This window comes from Crenalkalicoccus roseus (assembly GCF_004761865.1).
GTDB lineage: Bacteria > Pseudomonadota > Alphaproteobacteria > Acetobacterales > Acetobacteraceae > Crenalkalicoccus > Crenalkalicoccus roseus.
On record NZ_SJDM01000009.1, the window covers coordinates 55,883 to 74,844 of the forward strand.

General features: G+C 75.1%; 12 protein-coding genes. 4 read left to right on the forward strand and 8 right to left on the reverse strand.

Going from position 1 to position 18,962, the window contains the following annotated elements; all coding sequences use genetic code 11:
• Window positions 1-113: 113 nt before the first annotated feature.
• From asnB to ET526_RS09595, 8 genes are all read right to left on the reverse strand, one after another.
• The gene (gene asnB, locus ET526_RS09560) at window positions 114-2,072 is read right to left on the reverse strand and encodes an asparagine synthase (glutamine-hydrolyzing) (protein WP_135467469.1); all 1,959 of its coding nucleotides are present in this window, start codon (window positions 2,070-2,072) and stop codon (window positions 114-116) included.
• Between the two features lie 95 nt (window positions 2,073-2,167).
• Window positions 2,168-4,336 carry a hypothetical protein gene (locus tag ET526_RS09565; RefSeq protein ID WP_135467470.1) on the reverse strand — a complete coding sequence of 723 codons (2,169 nt, stop codon included), beginning with the start codon at window positions 4,334-4,336 and terminating at the stop codon, window positions 2,168-2,170.
• 76 nt (window positions 4,337-4,412) lie between these two features.
• Window positions 4,413-4,724, reverse strand: coding sequence for a hypothetical protein (locus tag ET526_RS09570; RefSeq protein WP_135467471.1), 312 nt, complete (start codon window positions 4,722-4,724; stop codon window positions 4,413-4,415).
• Window positions 4,725-4,745: 21 nt separating this feature from the next.
• The gene (locus ET526_RS09575) at window positions 4,746-6,065 is read right to left on the reverse strand and encodes a putative O-glycosylation ligase, exosortase A system-associated (protein WP_135467472.1); all 1,320 of its coding nucleotides are present in this window, start codon (window positions 6,063-6,065) and stop codon (window positions 4,746-4,748) included.
• A 6-nt stretch (window positions 6,066-6,071) separates the two neighbouring features.
• A complete protein-coding gene (prsT, locus tag ET526_RS09580) occupies window positions 6,072-8,864 on the reverse strand; it encodes an XrtA/PEP-CTERM system TPR-repeat protein PrsT (protein ID WP_135467473.1) in 2,793 nt (930 codons plus the stop codon).
• Between the two features lie 11 nt (window positions 8,865-8,875).
• Window positions 8,876-10,282: a PEP-CTERM-box response regulator transcription factor gene (gene prsR / locus ET526_RS09585; protein ID WP_135467474.1), complete on the reverse strand. Its 1,407-nt coding sequence runs from the start codon at window positions 10,280-10,282 to the stop codon at window positions 8,876-8,878.
• Entirely contained in the window at window positions 10,279-12,342 is a 2,064-nt protein-coding gene (prsK, locus tag ET526_RS09590; RefSeq protein WP_135467475.1) for an XrtA/PEP-CTERM system histidine kinase PrsK, read from the reverse strand. The genes prsR and prsK overlap by 4 nt, the downstream gene beginning before the upstream one ends.
• A gap of 25 nt (window positions 12,343-12,367) precedes the next feature.
• The gene (locus tag ET526_RS09595; RefSeq protein WP_135467476.1) at window positions 12,368-13,711 is read right to left on the reverse strand and encodes an exopolysaccharide biosynthesis polyprenyl glycosylphosphotransferase; all 1,344 of its coding nucleotides are present in this window, start codon (window positions 13,709-13,711) and stop codon (window positions 12,368-12,370) included.
• Window positions 13,712-14,213: 502 nt separating this feature from the next.
• Here ET526_RS09595 and ET526_RS09600 point away from each other — a divergent pair.
• From ET526_RS09600 to ET526_RS09615, 4 genes are read left to right on the forward strand one after another with little or no spacing between them, the layout of a single operon-like run.
• Window positions 14,214-14,831, forward strand: coding sequence for an XrtA/PEP-CTERM system exopolysaccharide export protein (locus ET526_RS09600; protein WP_135467477.1), 618 nt, complete (start codon window positions 14,214-14,216; stop codon window positions 14,829-14,831).
• A 4-nt stretch (window positions 14,832-14,835) separates the two neighbouring features.
• Window positions 14,836-16,359, forward strand: a complete 1,524-nt coding sequence (locus tag ET526_RS09605) for an XrtA system polysaccharide chain length determinant (protein ID WP_135467478.1) — start codon at window positions 14,836-14,838, stop codon at window positions 16,357-16,359.
• On the forward strand, window positions 16,356-17,279 hold the full coding sequence (locus tag ET526_RS09610; RefSeq protein ID WP_135467479.1) for a P-loop NTPase family protein: 924 nt from the start codon (window positions 16,356-16,358) through the stop codon (window positions 17,277-17,279). The genes ET526_RS09605 and ET526_RS09610 overlap by 4 nt, the downstream gene beginning before the upstream one ends.
• Before the next feature lie 7 nt (window positions 17,280-17,286).
• Window positions 17,287-18,957: a TIGR03016 family PEP-CTERM system-associated outer membrane protein gene (locus ET526_RS09615; RefSeq protein ID WP_135467480.1), complete on the forward strand. Its 1,671-nt coding sequence runs from the start codon at window positions 17,287-17,289 to the stop codon at window positions 18,955-18,957.
• Window positions 18,958-18,962: the final 5 nt, after the last annotated feature.

Sequence of the window (18,962 nt, forward strand, 5' to 3'; positions counted from 1 at the left end):
TCCGCCGGCGCCGCGGCGACGATCCCGCGCCGCGGCGCCCCCGTCAACGCGCCGGACGGGAAAGCCGGGGCGGGGAGGGGAGGCGTGCCCCTCGCCCGCCCGATGGCGGGGGGCTACGCCGCCAGCCGCATCGCCGCCGGGCGCGCCGCCTCCGTCGCCTCGTGCCAGGCCTGGAACATCAGCAGGTTCCAGATCGCCTTGTCCCAGCCGCGCCCCTGATGGGCGTAGCTCTCCCACAGCCGTCGGCAGGCCGCGACGTCGAGCAGCCCGTGCCGGCCGAGCGCCTCGCGGCTCATCAGCGCCTCGGCCCAGTCGCGCAGCTCGTCGAGCAGCCAGGCCTCCACCGGCGCGCCGAAGCCCTGCTTCGGCCGGTCCACCAGCGGCCGCGGCACGTGGCGGTACAGCACCTCGCGCAGCGGCAGCTTGCCCACGCCGTCCCGCAGCTTCGCCGCCGCCGGGAAGCGCCAGGACAGCTCCATGATGCGGTAGTCGAGCAGCGGGCAGCGCACCTCGAGCGAGGTGGACATGCTGGCGCGGTCCACCTTGGCCAGGATGTCGTCGATCAGCCAGGTGACCTGGTCCATGAAGGTCATGCGGTCGAGCGGGCCGGAGCGGCCGAGATGCCAGGCCGGATCCTCGAGCGGGTGCGGCCCCGCGTCATGGCCGGCGAGCAGCGCGCCCGGATCGAGCATCGGCGACATCAGCGCCGCGTTGAACCCCTCTGCCCCCCCGGCGGCGAGCAGGCGGCCGAGCAGGCGCATCCGCCGCGCCTGCCGGTTGCCGCCCATCCCGCCGGCGAGTGGCGCCAGCCGGTCCGCAAGGCCGGCGCCGAGCGCGCGCAGCGGCCCCGGCACCGCCCCCGCCCAGCCGAGCAGCCTCAGGGCGCCGGCGTAGCGCGGGGCGTAGCCGGCGAAGAACTCGTCCCCGCCGTCGCCGGAAAGGGCGACGGTGACGTGGCGGCGCGCCATGCGGCAGAGCAGCGTGGTCGGGATCGCCGAATCGTCGGCGAAGGGCTCGTCGAAGATGCGCGGGATGTCCCGCGCCGCGGCGAGGATGTCGGCCTTGCCGAGGTAGAGCTCCTCGTGCCGGGTGCGGAGATGCGCGGCGATCGGCCGGGCGAAGCGCGCCTCGTCCCAGCCCGGCACGTCGAAGCCGATGGAGAAGCTGCGCACCTGGCCCGGGGCGATCGCCGCCATGATCGCGGTGACCAGGCTGGAATCGATGCCGCCCGAGAGGAAGGCGCCGACCGGCACGTCGGCCACCATGCGGCGCTCGGTCGCGTCGCGCAGCAGCGACTCGAACTCCTCGACGCTGGCGGCGCGGCCAGCCGCCTGCGCCTCCAGCCCGGCCAGCGCCACCGCCCGCAGGTCCCAGTAGGGGCGCGGCTCGGGCGTCCGCCGCGCCGCGGCGTCCTGCGCGCCGAGGCGCAGCAGGTGGCCGTGCGGCAGGCGCGCCATCGCGGCGAAGATGGTGCGGCGGCCGAGCGTGTAGCCGAGCTGCATGAAGTCGGAGAAGGCGGCGGGGGAGATGCGCCGGTCGAATTGCGGGTGCGGCGCCAGCGCCTTCAGCTCCGAGCCGAAGAGGAAGGCATCGCCCGCCCAGCCGTAGTAGAGCGGCTTCTTGCCGATGCGGTCGCGCCCGAGCCAGAGCGCGCGCTCCCGCCGGTCCCAGACGGCGAGGGCGAACATGCCGTTGGCGCGCGCGACCGCGGCCTCCACGCCCCATTCGGCGATCGCCTCGACCAGCACCTCGGTGTCAGAGTGGCCACGCCAGGCGTGGCCGCCGCGCGCCGTCTCGAGTTCGGCGCGGATGTCGGCGAAATTGTAGATCTCGCCGTTCATCATCACCATGAAGCGGCCGCAGGCCGATGCCATCGGCTGATGGCCGGCGGGCGAAAGGTCGATGATGGAGAGGCGGCGGAAGCCGAAGGCGATTCCCGCCTCGGCATCCACCCAGGCGCCGGCGTCGTCGGGGCCGCGATGCTCCAGCCGGTCGCGCATCGCCGCGACCAGGGAGGAGGCCGCGGCGCCGTCGGTGCCGCCGGGGACGAGGAAGCCTACGAAGCCGCACATCCGCTCAGGTCATCCCGAAAAAGGAACGATTGGCCCGCACCTTACACCAGGCCCCCGCGCGGGCGAGGGTGGAGGGTGCGGGCCGCGCCCGGGGCTCATGCCTGGCACCGCACCACACGGCCCGGCACCCGCGGCATGTCGCGCGGCCCGATGCTGTGCGTCGGGTTGGAGGCGTAGCTCTCCGGCGCGGTGCCGGGCGCGCCGGCGGAGAGCAGCCACAGATAGGCCCGCCTCGCCCCCTCATGGCCGAGCACGTTCTGCAGCAGGGCGAGGGATTGCAGGGCCAGGCGGCCATAGTCGCCCTCGCTCTTCTTCCAGCCGTCGCCGTTCGAGCGGCCGGTCTCCACCGTCGCCGCCCCGATCTCGGCCCAGCTCTTGTAAAGCTGCTCGGGGCGCTCCGCCCCTCTCGGCGCGGTCGCGATCGTGAAGGCGATGCCGTCGCGCGGGTTCATGCCCCTGTCCCCGGCCTGGAAGCGCCCGACCAGGAAATTCGCCATCCAGCCCAGCACCGCACGGGCATCGTCATTGCCGCGCCGCGCCGCGGCGGCGACGGAGGAGGCGAGGTAGTCCTGCTGCCAGGGGGCGATGTGGTCGATGCTGTTGGGCAGCCAGCCATGCGCCTCGCCCTGCCACTCGGTCCAGACCGGGATGCGCTCGCGCATCCAGGCCCAGTTCCGCGCCGCGACGTCGCGGAAATAGCCCTGCTGCGGATCGCCGTCCGGGCTGATCCAGGCCGCCTCGTCGAGCTGCCGCATCGCCCAGGCGGCGCTGCGCACCTGCCTGCGCCAGATGATGTTGACGCCCCGGGCGGCGCCCGCTTCCCGGCGCGGCAGTGGCCACACCGAGAGCACGTTCCACGCCGCCTGCGCCTGCAGCTCGTCGAGCAGGGCCCGCCTCCCGCTCAGCAGGTAGGGCACGAAGGCGAGGTCCGGCTGGTGCGCTTCCTCGGGGAACCAGCCGCTCTCATGTACTGGGATCTGCTGCAGCAGCGAGCGCGGCGGCGGGCCGTTGCGGCCATCGAACCAGAAATCGGGCCAGCGCCGCTCGTCCATCCAGCCGCCGCGCGGGTCCCACATGTGCCAGGGCACGGAGCCCGCCGCCTCGGCCTGGCCGAGGGCGAAGGCCGCGGCCCGCGGATCGCCGCTGACCAGCCAGGCCGCCTGCTGCAGCGTCGTCGGCCCGATATCGGCCCGCCCCCCCGCCGTCGGCATGTAGCGGGTGATGCCGCGCGCGCCGAGCGGCGCCGCCCAGTCGGGCTCCGCGATCATCCGCGCAAGGCGTTCCAGCACCCCCGCCGATACGCCGATCGAGAGGTCGTAATGGGCGATTGCGCCGGTCTCGGTCAGATAGGCGGTGTCCGGCCGCAGCAGCGGCTGGGGGGGTGGGGGCTGCCCGCCCGGCAGGGCACCGACCAGCCGGCCCCAGCCCTGATACTGGAAGTGGCGCAGCTCCTCGGTGCGGATCACCTCCCGCCCATCCAGGGCAAGGCGCAGGGTGTAGGTCGCCGTGCCGCCGCCCGGGCGCATGGCGATGTCGTTGCGCAGCCAGAGATCCACCCAGAGCGTGCCGTCCCGCCGCGCGGCGATGTCCGCCACCAGCCGCATCGAGGTGGCGCCCCCGACCGCGTCGGGCGGCACCGGCGCCGTGACCCGCCGCTGCGCCGCGAGCGGCCCCGCCTGCCAGGGGGCTTCGCCCGGCGCCGTGCGCAGCAGCGCCAGCAGGTCGGCCTGCCAGGGCTGGCCGCCGCCGGCCGGGGTCAGGGTGACGACCGCCTGCCGTCCGGCCAGGGCCGCGGCGAGGTCGAGCGGCGCCTCCGCTTCCGTCTCTCCGGCGCGGGTGAGCACCACGCCGAGCCTCTGCCCCCGGCCCAGCGCCGGCAGGGCGAGGCTGAGCACGCCGAAGCGCGCCGAACCGTCGGGGTGGCGCACCGAGACGTCGAATTGCGTCGGGATCGCCCGCCCATCGGTCAGCCGGGCCTGCGGCCGCGTCCCGCGCGGCAGGTCGCCGGGCCGCAAGGCCTGGCCGAGCACCGCGATGGTACCGGCGGGGGAGCCGAAGCCCTCGAGCAGGAAACCGGTCAGGTCTCCCGGTCGGTCGGCGCAGGGCACCGGCCGGGCCAGCACCACACCGGCAGGCGCCGGCCCGGAGGGAGGGCGCGCCGGCGGTGCCTCCCCCCGGGCACGGGCCGGCAGCGGGCCGGCGCAGCCCGCGAGGAAGGAGGCGGCCAGCATCCCGGCCTGCCGGCGGCCGAGCGAGCGGCTCATGCCCGCGCCCCCGGGCGGGACCCTGCGCCATGCTTCCCCGCCGCGCGGGCAGGAAGGGCGTGCCGGCACCAGATGGTCATCCCCGCTTCTCCCTGCTGTGCGGCCATCCCGCGCCCTGGCGTGGAGGGATGGCCCGGCGCACCGGCTCCGCCAGCGGACGGGGGGCGGTGCGTGCGGCTTCCGCCCGTGCCCGCCAGGAGCGCGCCGGCGGGGCCGGCTCCCGCGGCCCGTCCTTCCCCTCCGCCTCTCCGGCACGGGCGGCAGCCTCGAGATCTTCCCGCATGTCGAAGGGCGACCAGAAGCGCCCATCGGGGGGCTTGGGCAGGATGCTCCAGAGCATCAGCCATCCGACCCCGATGACCATGGCGATGAAGTAGAGCGTCTGCATCCCGCGGCAGCTCCAGGGGCGTCACGGGTAGGCGACGGCGCGCGGCCGCGCCGCCAAGCCCAGGGCGGGGAGCCTCGCCCCGCGCTCCTGCCGGACCGCCTGCGCCACCAGCGCATGGGTGGCCGCCACCACGACGAGCAGCGTCCAGAAGAAGTCCCAGTACCCGAACGACAGGAACGTTCCTCCCACCAGATAAGGAACGAATGCGACCTGCGTCATGCGCGCGAGATCGGAAGCCCATTGCAGGTCCGGCCGGCCGCGCGCCAGGCGGGTGATGCGCAGGGTGTAGAAGACACCGGCGAACAGGATGCCGAGCCAGACCAGGAAGGTCGGAAAGCCGTGCTCGCTCAGCACCTCCAGCCAGATGCTGTGGTCGGCCCGCGCCCGCACGCCGGGCGCGACCCGGTCCACGATGTCCTGCTGGTAGACGGCCTTGAAGCCGCCGCCGATCATGGGCCGCTCCATGGCGATCGCAAAGGCGGCCTGCCAGATGCGCACGCGGCCCATGGCCGACTGGTCCTCCTCATAGGTCTCGATCGTGCGCATGCGCTCGGTCCAGCTCTCGGGCATGAAGCTGATCGCCCCGGCGAGGGTGATGCCGATGACGATGCCGGCGAGGAGCTTGGTAAGGATCCCGCCCTTGGTACGAAGCCAGAGGAACAGCGCGGTCGCGGCCAGGGCGAGGAGGGCGCCGCGGGACTGGCTGCCGATCGCCGCGAACAGCGACAGCACCATGGCGGCGACCAGTCCCCAGCGGACCAGCCGGTGCGGCGACTGCAGGCGCAGGTAGTTCATCAGCGGCAGCGCCACGAGCAGCCCGACCGCGAGGTGGTTGCGGTCGGCGATGATCGTGTGCGGGGGGCCGAGCACGATGTGCTGCCCGCCGGTGAGCAGGGTGAACAGGCCGCCGCGCACCCCGAAATAGCCGATGGCGATGACCATCAGCCACACCAGGGCGTGGATGCGCCAGCGGTCGGTCAGCAGGCAGGCGGTGAGCAGCAGCCCAAGAATGATCTTGATGACGCTTTCCCACTTCCCCCAGACGACGGCGGGCGGGGCGAGGGCGGTGAAGGAGGTGACGGTGACGCAGGCCATCAGCACCACCAGCAGCACCGTCACCGCGTTGACCGGCAGCCGCCGCGGCTCGCGCGCGATGATGCAGCCGACGATGGTGACGCAGAACGCCATCGCCGCCACCGGCAGGGAGCCGACGAAGCCCCAGGCCAGCCGGTGCGGGTTCATGAAGGAGACCCACGACCACAGCAGCACGCCGACGAAGGGCCGCGCCGCCGCCAGCGGCAGCAGCGCCAGGATGAAGGCGGTGAGGCCGATGTCGCGCAACGCTGCCTACCGTCCCGCGCGCAGCGCGGCCAGCAGCCGCTCCGCCTCCGCCCGCTCGGGGAAGGCGGCCTCCGTGGCGAGGAGGGGCTCCAGCACCTGCGCCGCCTCCGCGGGCCTGCCCGCCTCGCGCAGCGCGTAGGCCAGGCGATAGGCCTTCGCCGGGTCCGGCCCCTGGGCGCCGCGCGGCGCGGCGGCGGCGGCGCGCAACAGCGGCAGCGCCCGCTCGGCCTCGCCGTTGCGGGCCAGGATCCAGCCGAGCGTGTCGGCGGTCTCGGCGGTCGGCATCAGGAAATACGCCCGCTCGGCGAGCGCCCGTGCCCGCGCCGCGGCCTCCGGGCCGCCCCGCTCGCCGAGGATCCAGGCGAGGTTGTTGAGCGCCACCGCGTTGCGCGGCATGCGCTCCACCACCGTGTTCAGCCGCCGCTCCGCCTCGGCATAGCGCCCGGCGCCGATGTCGAACTGCGCGAGAAGGTCGAGCGCCTCCGGGCTGTCCGGCTCGCGCTCGAGCCAGGCCTTGAGCGCCGCCTCGGCCTCCGCCGGCTGCCCCGCCGCGACCCAGGCGGTGGCCTGGCGCAGCGCCAGCAGGACGGAAGGCGCCTCGGCATAGGCGGCGGCGAAGGCGCGCGCCGCCTCGGCCGGGCGGCGGGCGGAGAGCAGCAGGTCGCCGGGCAGCAGGCGCGCGGCGGGCTGCGCCGCCGGCTGGCGGGCGAGCTGCTCGGCGACGTTGAGCGCCGCCTCGAAGCCGCGCGCCTGCTGCACCAGCCCGACCAGGGTCTGCTGCAGCAGGACGTTGCCCGGCTGCAGCCGCAGCCCCTCCAGCACCAGCGCCTCCGCCCCCTGGACGTTGCCGGCGCGGTTCAGCAGCAGGGCGAGCTGGCGCCGCGCTGTGGCGTTCTGCGGCTCCTCGGCGAGCGCGGCGCGCGCCGCCGCCTCCGCCTCCTCCCAGCGCTCGAGCGCGGCATAGGCCTGGGAGCGGGCAAGCGGCAGCGCCGCGCCCCGGCCGGGCGCGCGCAGCGGCTCGGCCTCCAGCACCGCCACGGCACGGGCGGTCTCGCCGGCGCCGGCGAGCACGCTGGCGAGCGCCAGGGCCGGCGCCGGCTCGGCGGGGGCGGCGGCCTGGACGCGCTCCAGCGCCGCGCGGGCCGAGGCGGCACGCGGCCCGCCGGAGCGGGCGAGCGCGCCCAGCCGGCCGAGCGCCTCGGCATTGGCGGGCTGGCGCTCCAGCACCTCGACGAGCAGCCGTTCGGCCTCCGCCGGCTCGCCCTGCGCCAGCAGCACGCGGGCCAGGCCGAGCCGGGCGGTGACGCTCTCGGGGTGGCTGCGCAGCACCGTCTCGAAGCTGGTCCGCGCCCCGGCCAGGTCGAGGCGCCCGAGGCGGATGGTGCCCTCCAGCACCCCCGCCGCCTCGCCGGCGCGCGCCGCCGGGTCGAGCCTCGCGAGCTCCGCCTCGGCGGCGGCGAGGTCGCCGCGGGTGAGCGCGGTCATGGCCAGCATCTCCCGCGCCCCGGCCTGGTCCGGCCGCAGCTCGAGCGAGCCCTGCGCCGCCTCCGCCGTGCCCGCGGGATCCCCCGCCGCGAGCCGCGCGGCGGCGAGGCGGGCGAGCAGGCCGGCATCGTTCGGCGCCAGCGCGACCGCCCTCTCGAACGCCGCCGCCGCCTCGCGCGGGCGCCCGGCGGCGGCATGGGCGCGGCCCAGCATGTCGAGCGCCTCGACATCCGCCGCGCCGCGATCGGCGAGGCGGGAGAGGGTGCCTGCCGCCGCGTCCGGCCGCCCGTCGGCCAGCTCCATCGAGGCCAGCAGCTTGGCCCCGCGCGGATCCTCGGGGCGGCGGGCGACGTGGCGCCGCGCCAGGTCCTCCGCCTGCGCCGCCTGGCCGAGCGCGCGCTTGGCCACGGCGGCGAACAGGAAGCCGTCGGGGAAATTGCCGAGCGCGGCGCCGAGGCGCTGGAAGGTCTCGTCGGCGGCGCGCCAGTCCTGCGCGCGCAGCAGCAGCACCCCGCGCATGTAGATCGCCGGCGCGTTGCCCGGCGCGGTGCGCAGCGCCGCCTCCACGTCCTGGCGCGCCTCGGCCTCCCTGCCGAGGCGGAGATGGGCCTCGGCCCGCAACAGCCGCGCCGGAACGTTGCCGGGCGCGCGGGCGAGCAGCGGGTCGAGGGCCTCGACCGCCGCCGCCGGCTCGCCGCGCGCGAAGGCGAGGCCGGCCTTGCGCAGCCGCGCCTCGACATTGCCGGGATCGGCGGCCAGCGCCCGGTCGAGCGCCGCCTCGGCGCCGGCGCGGTCGTTCTCGGTCTGCGCGAGGATGGCGGCGGCGAGGTGCGATTCGGCGGCCTCCGGCGCCAGGCGGAGCGCGGTCGCGACCGACTCCTTCGCCGCCTCGCGCTCGTCGAGCGCGAGCTGGGCGAGCGCCCGGGCCGCCGCGATCTGGCCGCCGAGCGCGGCCTTGCCGGGCTCCGCCGGCACCGGGAAGTCGCGCAGCAGGTCGCGGCTGCGCCCGAGCATGAGGTAGGCGCGCAGCAGCAGCGCGGTGCCCGCGACCGGGTCGTAGCCGCGCTCGAGCGCGGCGCGCGCCTCCTTCTCCGCGGTGTCGCCGTCGCCGAGGTCGAGGCTCGCGGCGGCGAGCGCGGCGCGCAGCACGCCGTCGTTCGGCCGCGCGCGCACCGCGTTGCGCAGCTCGATCTGCGCCGCGCGCAGGTCGCCGCGCGCCTGCGCCGCCTGGGCGCGTTCCAGGGAGGCGGAGGCCGGGCTCGCCGCGAGCAGCGCGGCGGCGAAGGTCAGCAGGCGGATGGAGCGGGATGCCATGGGGAGCCTCGCTATACGGCGTCCTGGTCGGTCAGGGCCGGGGCATCCGGTCCCGGGCGGGGCGCGGCCATGCCGTGGGTGCTCAGCAGGCCGTAGAGGGTGGGGCGGCTGACGCCGAGCAGGCGGGCGGCGGCGGAGAGGCTGCCGCCGCTGTGCGCCAGCGCGCGCTCGATCGTCTCGCGCTCGGCGCGCAGGCGGGCGGCGCGCAGGTCGAAATCCGCCTCTGCCGGTGCCGGCGCGGCGGGGGCGGCGAGTTCGAGGTCGGCGGCGCCGACCAGCGGCCCCTCGGTCATCAGGGCGGCGCGGCGGACGCGGTTCTCGAGCTCGCGCACATTGCCCGGCCAGCGATGCGCCGCGATCGCCTCCGTCGCCTCGGGGTCGAAGCCGCGCAGCCGGCGGCCGAACTCGCGCGCGTGGCGGGCGAGAAACCAGCGTGCCAGCAGCAGCGCGTCCCCGCCCCGCTCGCGCAGCGGCGGGATGCGCACGGTGACGGAGTTGAGCCGGTAGAGCAGATCGCCGCGGAAGCGCCCCTCCTCGGCCTGCGTCTCCAGCGGCTGGTTGGTGGCGGAGACGACGCGCACATCCACGCGGATCGGGCTGCGCCCGCCGACGCGCTCGATCACCTGGTCCTGCAGGAAGCGCAGCAGCTTGGCCTGCAGCGTCACCGGCATCTCGCCGATCTCGTCGAGGAAGAGGGTGCCCCCGTTTGCCGCCTCGACCTTGCCGATCACCTGGCGCACCGCCCCGGTGAAGGCGCCCTTCTCGTGGCCGAACAGCTCGGATTCCAGCAGCGTCTCGGGGATGGCGGCGCAGTTGATGGCGACGAAGGGCCTGCCTGCCCGCGGGCCCAGCTCGTGCAGGGCGCGCGCCAGCGCCTCCTTGCCGGTGCCGCTCTCGCCGAGCAGCAGCACCGGCACCGAGACGCCGGCCAGGCGCTCCACCGTGCGGCAGACCTTGAGCATCCCCTCATCGGCGGTGACGATGCCCTGGATCGGGGAGCTGCGCGGCGCCTCGGCCAGCCGGCGGTTCTCCTCCTCGAGCTCGCGCAGCCGGAGCGCGCGGTCCACCACCGTGCGCAGCACCGCGAGATCCACCGGCTTCTCGCAGAAATCATAGGCGCCGAGGCCGACCGCGCGCAGCGCGTTCTCGCGCTGGCCCTGGCCGGTGGCCACCACCACCGGCAGGTCGGGGCAGGCGGCGCGCAGCGCCTCGAGCGTGGCGAAGCCCTCGCTCACCCCCTCCGGGTCGGGCGGCAGGCCGAGGTCGAGCAGCGCCGCCGCCGGCTGCTCGCGGCGCAGGAGCTGCTCGGCCTGGCGGCGGTCGTTGGCGATCACCACCCGGCAGCCGGGGAAGGCCCAGCGGTACTGGGCGCAGAGGCCGGGGTCGTCCTCGATGACCAGGAGCTTCGGCTTGCTCATGCCGGCATCCCCTGCGCCGCCGCGAGGGGGGCTGCGCCCGCCCGGCTGCCCGGTCGCACCGGCAAGGTGAGTCGCATGGTGGTGCCGGCGCCCGGCCGGCTCAGCACGGTGAGATCGCCCCCCGCCTCGCGCAGCAGCTCCCGCGCCTGCCAGGCGCCGATGCCGCTGCCGCGCGGCTTGGAGGTGCTGAGCGGGCGGAACAATTCGTCGCGGATGAACTCCGGCGTCATGCCCTCGCCCCGGTCTATGATGTCCACCACCACGCGCCCGCCCTCCTGGCGCAGCCGGATGCGCACCGGCTCGCCAGGGGCGGAGGCCTCGATGGCGTTGTCGAGCAGATGCGTCACCGCCGCGTCGAAGCGCTCGGGCGCCATCGCCACCTCGGCCGCCCCGGCGCCCTCCTCCTCCAGCGCCACCGGGTGCGCCCGGGCGGCGGCGAGGGCGCGCAGCCGCGCGAGCGGCGCGACGGCGGCCTCGGCCGGTCCGGGAAGCGGCTCGTCCCCCGGCTGGCGCAGCCGGGCGATCAGGGCGTTGATCCGGTCCGCCGAGGCGCGGACGGTGAGCAGCATGTCGCGCTGGAACTCCGGATCCTCGATGTTCTCGTCGGCGTTGGCGAGCAGGAGCGTCAACTGGCTCGCCACGGTCTTAACGTCGTGCGCGACGAAGGCGAAGCGTTTTGCGTAGTCCTGCAGCTGCCGCTGGTCGGCCAGGCGTTCGGCGGCGCGGCGCTCGGCGAGGAACATCGCCACCTCGCGCCCGAGGGTGCGCAGCAGGTCGAACACTTCCCCATCCAGCGGGAAGGGCGCGCGCGGCGGGGCGAGCAGCACCGCGCCGAGCAGCCCCTCCCGGTGGTGCAGCAGCGGCACGCCGAGCCAGAGCGGCCCGTAGGCGGCGCGCAGATCGGCCGGCGCCGCGGCGCCGAGCTCGGCCACCCAGGCGCCCTCGCGCAGCGCCGCGAGCAGGGGGTGGCCGCCGGGCAGGGCGAGCGGGCCGGTGGGCAGGTTCCAGGAGCCGGCCCAGTGCAGCCCCGCCTCGCCCGGCTCGCGCAGCAGCAGCACCCCGGCCGGGCTGTCCACCGCGTCGGCGACGGCGCGGATCGCCCGCACCGGAGCCGGCGCCTCGGCGTCCGAGGCGGAGAGGGCGGCGACGCAGCGCAGCCATTCCCGACGGTAGTCGTAGCGAGCGGCGAAGAAGTGGTCCACGACCAGCCGCCGCACCCGCGAGCGCACGGTGCGCGAGGCGGCGGCGACGGCGAGCACCATCACCGCCCCGGCGAGCAGGCTGACCTGCGCCGCCCGCGCCCAGTCGGCGCCGAGATGGCGCAGCGCCTCGCCGGCGGCGCCGACGCCGAGCAGGAAGGCGCCGGCGACCACGAGCGTCGCGCCGTGGAACACCACCTCGCGCGAGACCGGCAGGTCGCGCCGCCAGCGCCGGTCGCGCACCGCGGCAAGGGCGAGCAGCGGCATCGCCAGCGCGGCGAGGGCGGCGCGGGCGTCGAGCAGGGCGGGGGAGAATTCGCGGTGCAGCGCCGCGTCGGCGTAGAGCAGGACGTCGAAGACGGAGAGGCCGCCGAGGGCGATGGCCGGCAGGTTGACGTGCCAGCGCGCCGCCTCGTCGGCGTTGCGGTAGAGGTTCTCGGCCAGCAGCACCATCAGCAGGGCGAGGCCGAGCCGCGCCAGCAGCGCCGGCGAACCGAGAGTGGGCAGGGAGAGGGCGGCGGCGGGCAGCAGCGCGGCGAGGGTGAGCGCCGCGGCGATGCCGCCACCGATGGCGAAGCGGCGGGCGAGCGGGGCGGCGCGCGGGCCGCCGGCGCGCCGGCAGAGCGCGACCAGCAGGACGAGCCAGAGGCCGTTGCGCAGGATCTCCGCCACGCCGGCGGGGCCGGTGAGCGGCGCCTCCGGCGTCAGCGCCAGCACGCCCGCCCAGAGGGCGGTGCCGGCGCAGGCGGCGGCGGGCAGCAGCGCCGCCCGGTTGCGCCCGACCCCGAGCACCAGCGCGGCCCAGACCAGGCAGACCGCGGCCGCGCCCGCGTGCAGCAGCGGGGAGACGGCGCCCGTCACCCCGGCTCCGCCACGCCGGCCGGGCTCACCGCGCCCCCTCCTGGAACAGCACCACGCGGACGGTGGCAATCAGGATCAGCAGGTCGAGGAACAGGCTGCGCCGGCGCACATAATAAAGGTCGTAGGCGAGCTTCATGCGCGCATCCTCGACGGAAGCGCCGTACGGATAGTTAACCTGCGCCCAGCCGGTGATGCCGGGCTTGACGCAGGCGCGGTCCCGGTAGTGCGGGATCAGGCGGTTGAGCTGCTCGACGAAGGCCGGCCGCTCGGGGCGCGGGCCGACGATCGCCATGTCGCCGCGCAGCACGTTCAGCGCCTGCGGGATCTCGTCGATGCGGGTGAGGCGGATGAGGCGGCCGACGCGGGTGACGCGCGGATCGCCCCGGCTCGCCCAGCAGGGGGCGCCGTTGGCCTCGGCATCCACCACCATGGAGCGGAATTTGTAGAGGGTGAAGACGCGCCCGCCGCGGCCCACCCGCTCCTGGCGGTAGAAGACGGGGCCCGGGCTGTCGAGTTTGATGGCCAGCGCGGTCAGCAGCAGCAGCGGCAGGGTCAGCAGCAGCAGGGCGAGGCTGAGGCCGATGTCGAAGCCGCGGCGGATGGCGGCCTCGAGCCACCCCTCGCGGGTGGCGCGGGCGGTGGCCAGCCAGCCGGGGCCGAGCCGGTCGAGGTCCACGCGGCTGAGGCGGCGCTCGCGGAACTCGGCCTCGCTGAACAGGCGTACCCCCGCCGCCTCGCAGCGCCGGCGCACCGGCTCTGGCAGCGTCGCGCCGTCGGCGACCAGCACGGCCCAGATGCGCTGCGCGCGCAGCCGCTCGGGCGCCAGCGCCTCGGCGAGCCGGCCGTCGGGGCGCAGGGTGAGGGCGACCGCGAAGGGCTCGGGCCGCGCCTCCCCCGGATCGGCCTTCAGGGCGACGGCGCCCGGGCCGCCGATGACGGCGAGGCGGCGGCAGAGGACGCCGCTGCGCACCGCCGCGGCGAAGCCGAGGCGGGTGGAGACGACGACGGCGGCGAAGGCGAGCAGGATCTCGGCGATGCGCCCGCTCGCGCCCTCGGCGGGGGCAGGGCGGAGCAGCGCCAGGGCGGGCCAGGCGAGAGGCAGCAGGAGCAGGCCGGCGATGAGGGTGCCGAGCAGCAGCCGGTTGGCCCGCGACCACGCCTCCGGCTGGTAGAGGCCGCAGGCGCCCGAGACGGCGCCCGCGCCGAGCGCCAGCACCGCGGCGGCGGCGATGGTGCCGCCGCTGCTAGGCGACGCCCCGGCGATGCCCCAGGCGAGCAGGAGATAGATGACGACGAAGCATGCGAGCGTCTCCGCCACGTAGAGGGCAAGCAGTTCCGAACGGACGCTGTGGCCGAAGAGGTTCGTCATGGAAGGTTTTCCAGGGCGCCATGGCCAGGGGAGGGAGAGCCAGACCGGAAACCCCACTATTCTGCGACAGAACCGGCACGTTGTCCATCATCAATTTTTAACTATTCTAGAAATTGAAACACACTTGGCGGCTTTCGCGGCGCCGCCAGTGCGTGCAGAGTGGAAAAGCCTGGAAACGCAGTCGTGAGACCATACCGGAGCGACCCCAGGGGGACGTTCAAAAAAGCGTGACAAAAGTGGCTTCCGCTGGCACCAGCTTAGATTGCGCGCGACCCTTGCCTCATCCTCCGGCGCCGAGGCGGATCGTCAGACAGATTTGTGACATGTGAGCGGGGATGGGGGTCTTGACGCAGGCGGTGTCGCATTTTTGGAACTTTTTTAACCAAATAGCCTGTTGCGCCCCCGACGTGGAACATCTACGGTGGCGCACTCTGGATGGTTGGTGCGGCCAAGCGGTTCCAGGCGCGTCCACGCCGCTGCCGCGCGCCATGGGAGAATAGGCATGGTGGCGCACCGCCTTAAAGTTGTGGTCGGTCTTCTTCTTGCCCTCACCCTCGCGGGCTGCGCCGGAGGCGGGCCGCCGCCGGCGGTGCCGGAGGCCCGCGCCACCGCGCCCGACTACATCATCGGGCCGGGGGATGCGCTCAGCGTCTTCGTCCATCGCGCCCCCGAGCTCAGCGTGGATCTTCCCGTGCGACCGGATGGGCGCATCTCGCTTCCCCTCGTGCCCGATCTCGAGGCGGCCGGCCGCACCCCGACCCAGCTCGCCCGCGACATCGAGGCACGGCTGAAGCAGTACGTCCGCGACCCCAACGTCACCGTCATGGTGCGCTCCTTCGTCGGCCCGACCACGCGCCAGGTGCGCGTGATCGGCGAGGCGGCGCAGCCCAAGGCGATCCCCTACCGCGAGGGGATGACGGTGCTCGACGTGCTGATCGAGGTCGGCGGCCTGACCCGCTTCGCCGCCGGCAACCGCGCCGAGATCGTCCGCCGCGCCCCGGACGGCACGGCGCAGAGCTTCCGCGTGCGCCTGGCCGACCTGCTGCGCGGCGCCGACATCTCCCAGGACGTGCCGATGCAGCCCGGCGACACGCTCATCATCCCGCAGGGCTGGTTCTAGCCCCATGCAGATCGTCGCGGAGCTGCGGCGCTACGCCAAATCCGCCTGGCGGCATCGCTGGAAGGCGCTGGCGCTCGCCTGGGCGGTCTGCCTCCTCGGCTGGGCCGTGGTCTACACCCTGCCCGACCAGTACCGGGCGAGCGCCCGCCTCTACGCCGATGCCGATGTGGTCCTCGGCCAGGTGCTGCAGAACATCGCCGTGGACAGCTCCCCCGCCGCCCAGGTGGAGCGGCTGCAGCGCACCCTGCTGAGCCGGCCCAACCTCGAGCGGGTGATCGCCCGCACCGACCTCGACCAGCGGGTGGACAGCGTCGCCTCGCGCGAGGCGCTGCTGCAGAGCCTGGCCAAGGACATCCGCGTCACGCCGCAGACCCGCAACCTGTTCACCGTCAGCTACGGCGACACCAACCCGACCCTGGCGCGGGACGTGGTGCAGACGGTGCTCGACCTCTTCATCGAGGCGGCGAGCGCGAGCGACCGCCAGCAGATGGAGAACGCCCGCGCCTTCGTGAACCGGCAGATCGCCGCCTACGAGGCCCAGCTCCGCGAGGCCGAGCAGCGCCGCGCCGATTTCCGCGCCCGCTACATGGAGCTGCTGCCCGAAGGACCTTTCGGCCTGACCCGGCTCGAGCAGGCGCGCGAGCACCTGCGCCGGCTGCGCGGCGAGCTGCAGGACGCGCAGCACCGCCGCGAGCTGACCCGCCAGCAGCTCGAGGCGACGCCGGCCATGCTCGCCCCCGGGGCCGGCGGGGCGGGCGGCGAGAGCCGGCTCGCCGAGGCCGAGCGGGCGCTGCGCGATCTGCGGCTGCGCTACACCGACCAGCACCCGGACGTCATCGCCCTGCGCAACATGATCGCCGAGCTGCGCCGCACCGGCGGCGGGCGGGCGCCGGCCGGGGCGCGGCCCGCCGCCGCCCAGCCCAACCCGCTGCACGAGCAGCTCCGGCTGCGCCTGGTGGACGCCGACGCCGTCATCAACTCGCTCGAGCGGCAGATCCGCGAGGTGGAGGAGGCGGTCGCGCGGCTCGAGCAGATGGCCCGCAGCGCGCCGCATGTGCAGGCGCAGTTCATGAACCTCGACCGCGACTACAACGTGCTGCGCCAGAACTACGAGGAGCTGCTGGCGCGTCGGGAATCGGTGCAACTCGCCGGCGCCGCCCGCACCGGGGCGGACCGGGTGCGGCTCGAGGTGGTGGATCCGCCGACCGTGCCGACTATCCCGACCGGCCCCAACCGCTTCCTGTTCGCCTCGATGGTGCTGGCGGCCGGCCTGGGCGCGGGAGCGGCGCTCGCCCTGCTGCTGGTGCAGCTCGACCGCGGCTTCTACACCCTCCACGACCTGCGCCGGCTCGGCCTGCCGGTGCTCGGCGCACTCTCCTCGACGCAGCCGGCGCGGCGCCAGGGTGTGGCCCTGGTCACCTTCGCCGGCGGGGTGGTGCTGCTGTTCGCCGCCTATGGCGCGGTGCTGGCGGAAGGCTCGACGCTGGCGGCAAAACTGCCGCGGCTGGTGGCAAGGATGATCGCTTGACCTACACGCCAACCCCCCGCCCGCACCTGGTCGAGCGGGCCGTCGAGGCGCTCGGCGGCACCGCCCTGCTCCGCCAGCCCAGCCACGGCGCGGCCGCGCCGGCGCCGCCCCCCCGCGCCCCCGCGCCGGCCGAGCCCGCCGCGGCCCCGCTCCCTCCTCCCTCCCCGGCGATCGGTTGGGAGGCGCTGCGGCGCGCCGGCCTTGCCATCGGCGAGCCGGAGGCGGCGCGCAGCCGGCTGTCGGAGGAGATCAACATCGTCCAGCAGCAGCTCCTGCTGGCGATGCGCAAGATCGAGCCCTCGGCGGAGCGCTGCGCGCGCGCGGTGCTGGTCACCAGCGCCCGCCCGGGCGAGGGTAAGACCTTCACCGCTCTCAACCTCGCCGCCAGCCTCGCCGCCAGCAACGTCAGTCCTGTCGTGCTCGTGGACACCGACGGCAAGCGCGACTCGATAAGCGCGCAGCTCGGCCAGGCGGAGGCTCCGGGGCTGCGGCTGCTGGCGAGCCGGCGGGCCCCGCCGCCCGCCTCCCTGGTGCTGGCGACGGCGCGGCCAGGGCTGTTCTTCCTGCCCCACGGCGCGCCGGTGGAGGGCGAGCCGGCGGTGCCACCCGGCCCGATGGTGGCGGCGGCGATCCTCCGCCTCGCCGCGGCGCTGCCCGACCACATCCTGATCCTCGATTCGCCGCCCTGCCTTGCCACCAGCGAGCCGAACAGCCTGGCCGCCGTGGTCGGCCAGGTGCTGATGGTGGTGGAGGCCGAGCGCACCCAGCGCGACGAGGTGGAGGCGGCGCTCGACCTGGTGGATGCCTGCCCGAACCTGCAGCTCCTGCTCAACAGGATGCAGCTCAGCGCCAGCGACAGTTTCGGCGCGTATGGCGGCTACGACGCCTATGGCGCCCCCGCGCCCCGCCCCGGTGGCTGAGCCGCCGATGCATGGCCGGCGGTGGGGGCGCCTCCTGGCCGGGATCTGGGCCGGGCTCGCCCTGGCCGCGCCGGCCGCCGCCCAGCCGCTCCTGCCGGAGGCGCCGGGCCCCTTCCGCGAGGGGCGCCTCGAAGGCGCGCGCGCCTCTCCGGTGCTGCCGGGCTATGAGGGCTTCGGCGATCTCGGCGGCCTCGGCCTGCCCTTCGGCGGCATTCCCCTCGCCACCGGGCGGACCGCCGCCGCGCCCGGCCCGGCTCCGGCCTGGAGCCTCACCCCGAGCATCGGCCTTGAGCTGCTGGCCACGGACAATGCGCGCGGCACCGTCCGCGACCGCCGCGCCGACTTCGTCACCACCCTCTCCCCCGCCCTGGATGCCCGGGCGGAGACGGCGCGGCTGACCGGGCGGCTCAGCTACGCCCCCCTGCTGCGCCACTACGCCGAGAGCGGGGAGGTCCGGCTGGACCACCGCTTCAGCGGGCAGGGGCTGGCGACGCTGGTGCAGGACCGGCTGTTCCTCGACCTGCGCGGCTATGGCGGCCTGCAGTCGCTCGGCGGCGGCTATCTGGCGCAGGACAACCTCGCCACCAACCGCCGCGACCTGGTCCAGACCGTCAACCTGCAGGCCTCGCCCTATCTGGTGCACCGGTTCGGCACCCTCGCCGTCGCGCAGCTCGGCTACAGCTACCAGTACTCCTCCGTCTCGGGCCGGCGCGCCTTCCTGCCCGGCAGCGCGCGGCCCTACTTCACCGACCAGGAGACCAACGCCCACACCGGCTACGCGCTGATCCGCAGCGGCGAGGAGTTCGGGCGCCTGGTGCTGGAATCGCGCACCGTCGGCACCGTCTACGAGGGCGACGGCGTGCTCGACGGCGCGCACCGGCTCTTCACCTCGGTGCAGGCGCTCTACGCGCTGACGCGGCAGGTCGCCCTGCTGGCGGAAGGCGGCTACGAGGACCAGCACTATGGCGGCACGCGGCCGCTCGACATCCAGGGGCCGATCTGGTCGGTCGGCGTGCGCCTGACGCCGGGGCCGGACAGCATCCTCATCCTGCGCTACGGCCGGCGCAACGGCTACGAATCCTTCTCCCTCGACGCCAGCGTCTATGTCGGCGTCCGCACCCGCGTCTTCGCCACCTATGCGGACCAGCTCGGCACCCCGGGGCAGCTCGCGGGGGATCTGCTGTCCGGCGCCAGCTTCGACGCCTACGGCAATCCGGTGAGCGGCCTGACGGGAGCGCCGCTCGCCGCGCCCTTCGGCAGCTCCCTGCTCGCCACCCAGTCCAGCCTGCAGCGGGTGAAGCGCGCCACCGCCGGGATCAGCCAGACCTGGCCGCGCGACACCATCACCCTGTTCTCGAGCTACGAGGACCGCTCGCCCCTCACCTCCGAGCCCGGCACGGTCGGCTTCGCGCAGAAGGGCTACTTCGTCGGCCTGACCTGGGGGCGGGCGCTGACGCCGGTGCTGAACGGCTTCGCCTCCGTCCGCTACGGGCGCACGGAATCCCCGACCGCGCTCGGGACGTCCGACGTCTATGGCCTCAGCCTCGGCCTTTCGCAGGAGCTGGCGCCGGGCCTGTTCGGCAGCCTCCGCTACCTCTACGCGAACCGGGGCAGCGACTTCGATTCCGGCCGCGCCGTGCAGAACACCGTCGTCCTCGCGCTGCGCAAATTCTTCTAGGGCGG

Bases quoted from the DNA above. Each gene is read 5' to 3' on its own strand.
- asnB (WP_135467469.1), bottom strand. From the start codon at position 2,072: ATGTGCGGCTTCGTAGGCTTCCTCGTCCCCGGCGGCACCGACGGCGCC.
- ET526_RS09565 (WP_135467470.1), bottom strand. From the start codon at position 4,336: ATGAGCCGCTCGCTCGGCCGCCGGCAGGCCGGGATGCTGGCCGCCTCC.
- ET526_RS09570 (WP_135467471.1), bottom strand. From the start codon at position 4,724: ATGCAGACGCTCTACTTCATCGCCATGGTCATCGGGGTCGGATGGCTG.
- prsT (WP_135467473.1), bottom strand. From the start codon at position 8,864: ATGGCATCCCGCTCCATCCGCCTGCTGACCTTCGCCGCCGCGCTGCTC.
- prsR (WP_135467474.1), bottom strand. From the start codon at position 10,282: ATGAGCAAGCCGAAGCTCCTGGTCATCGAGGACGACCCCGGCCTCTGC.
- ET526_RS09595 (WP_135467476.1), bottom strand. From the start codon at position 13,711: ATGACGAACCTCTTCGGCCACAGCGTCCGTTCGGAACTGCTTGCCCTC.
- ET526_RS09600 (WP_135467477.1), top strand. From the start codon at position 14,214: ATGGTGGCGCACCGCCTTAAAGTTGTGGTCGGTCTTCTTCTTGCCCTC.
- ET526_RS09605 (WP_135467478.1), top strand. From the start codon at position 14,836: ATGCAGATCGTCGCGGAGCTGCGGCGCTACGCCAAATCCGCCTGGCGG.
- ET526_RS09615 (WP_135467480.1), top strand. From the start codon at position 17,287: ATGCATGGCCGGCGGTGGGGGCGCCTCCTGGCCGGGATCTGGGCCGGG.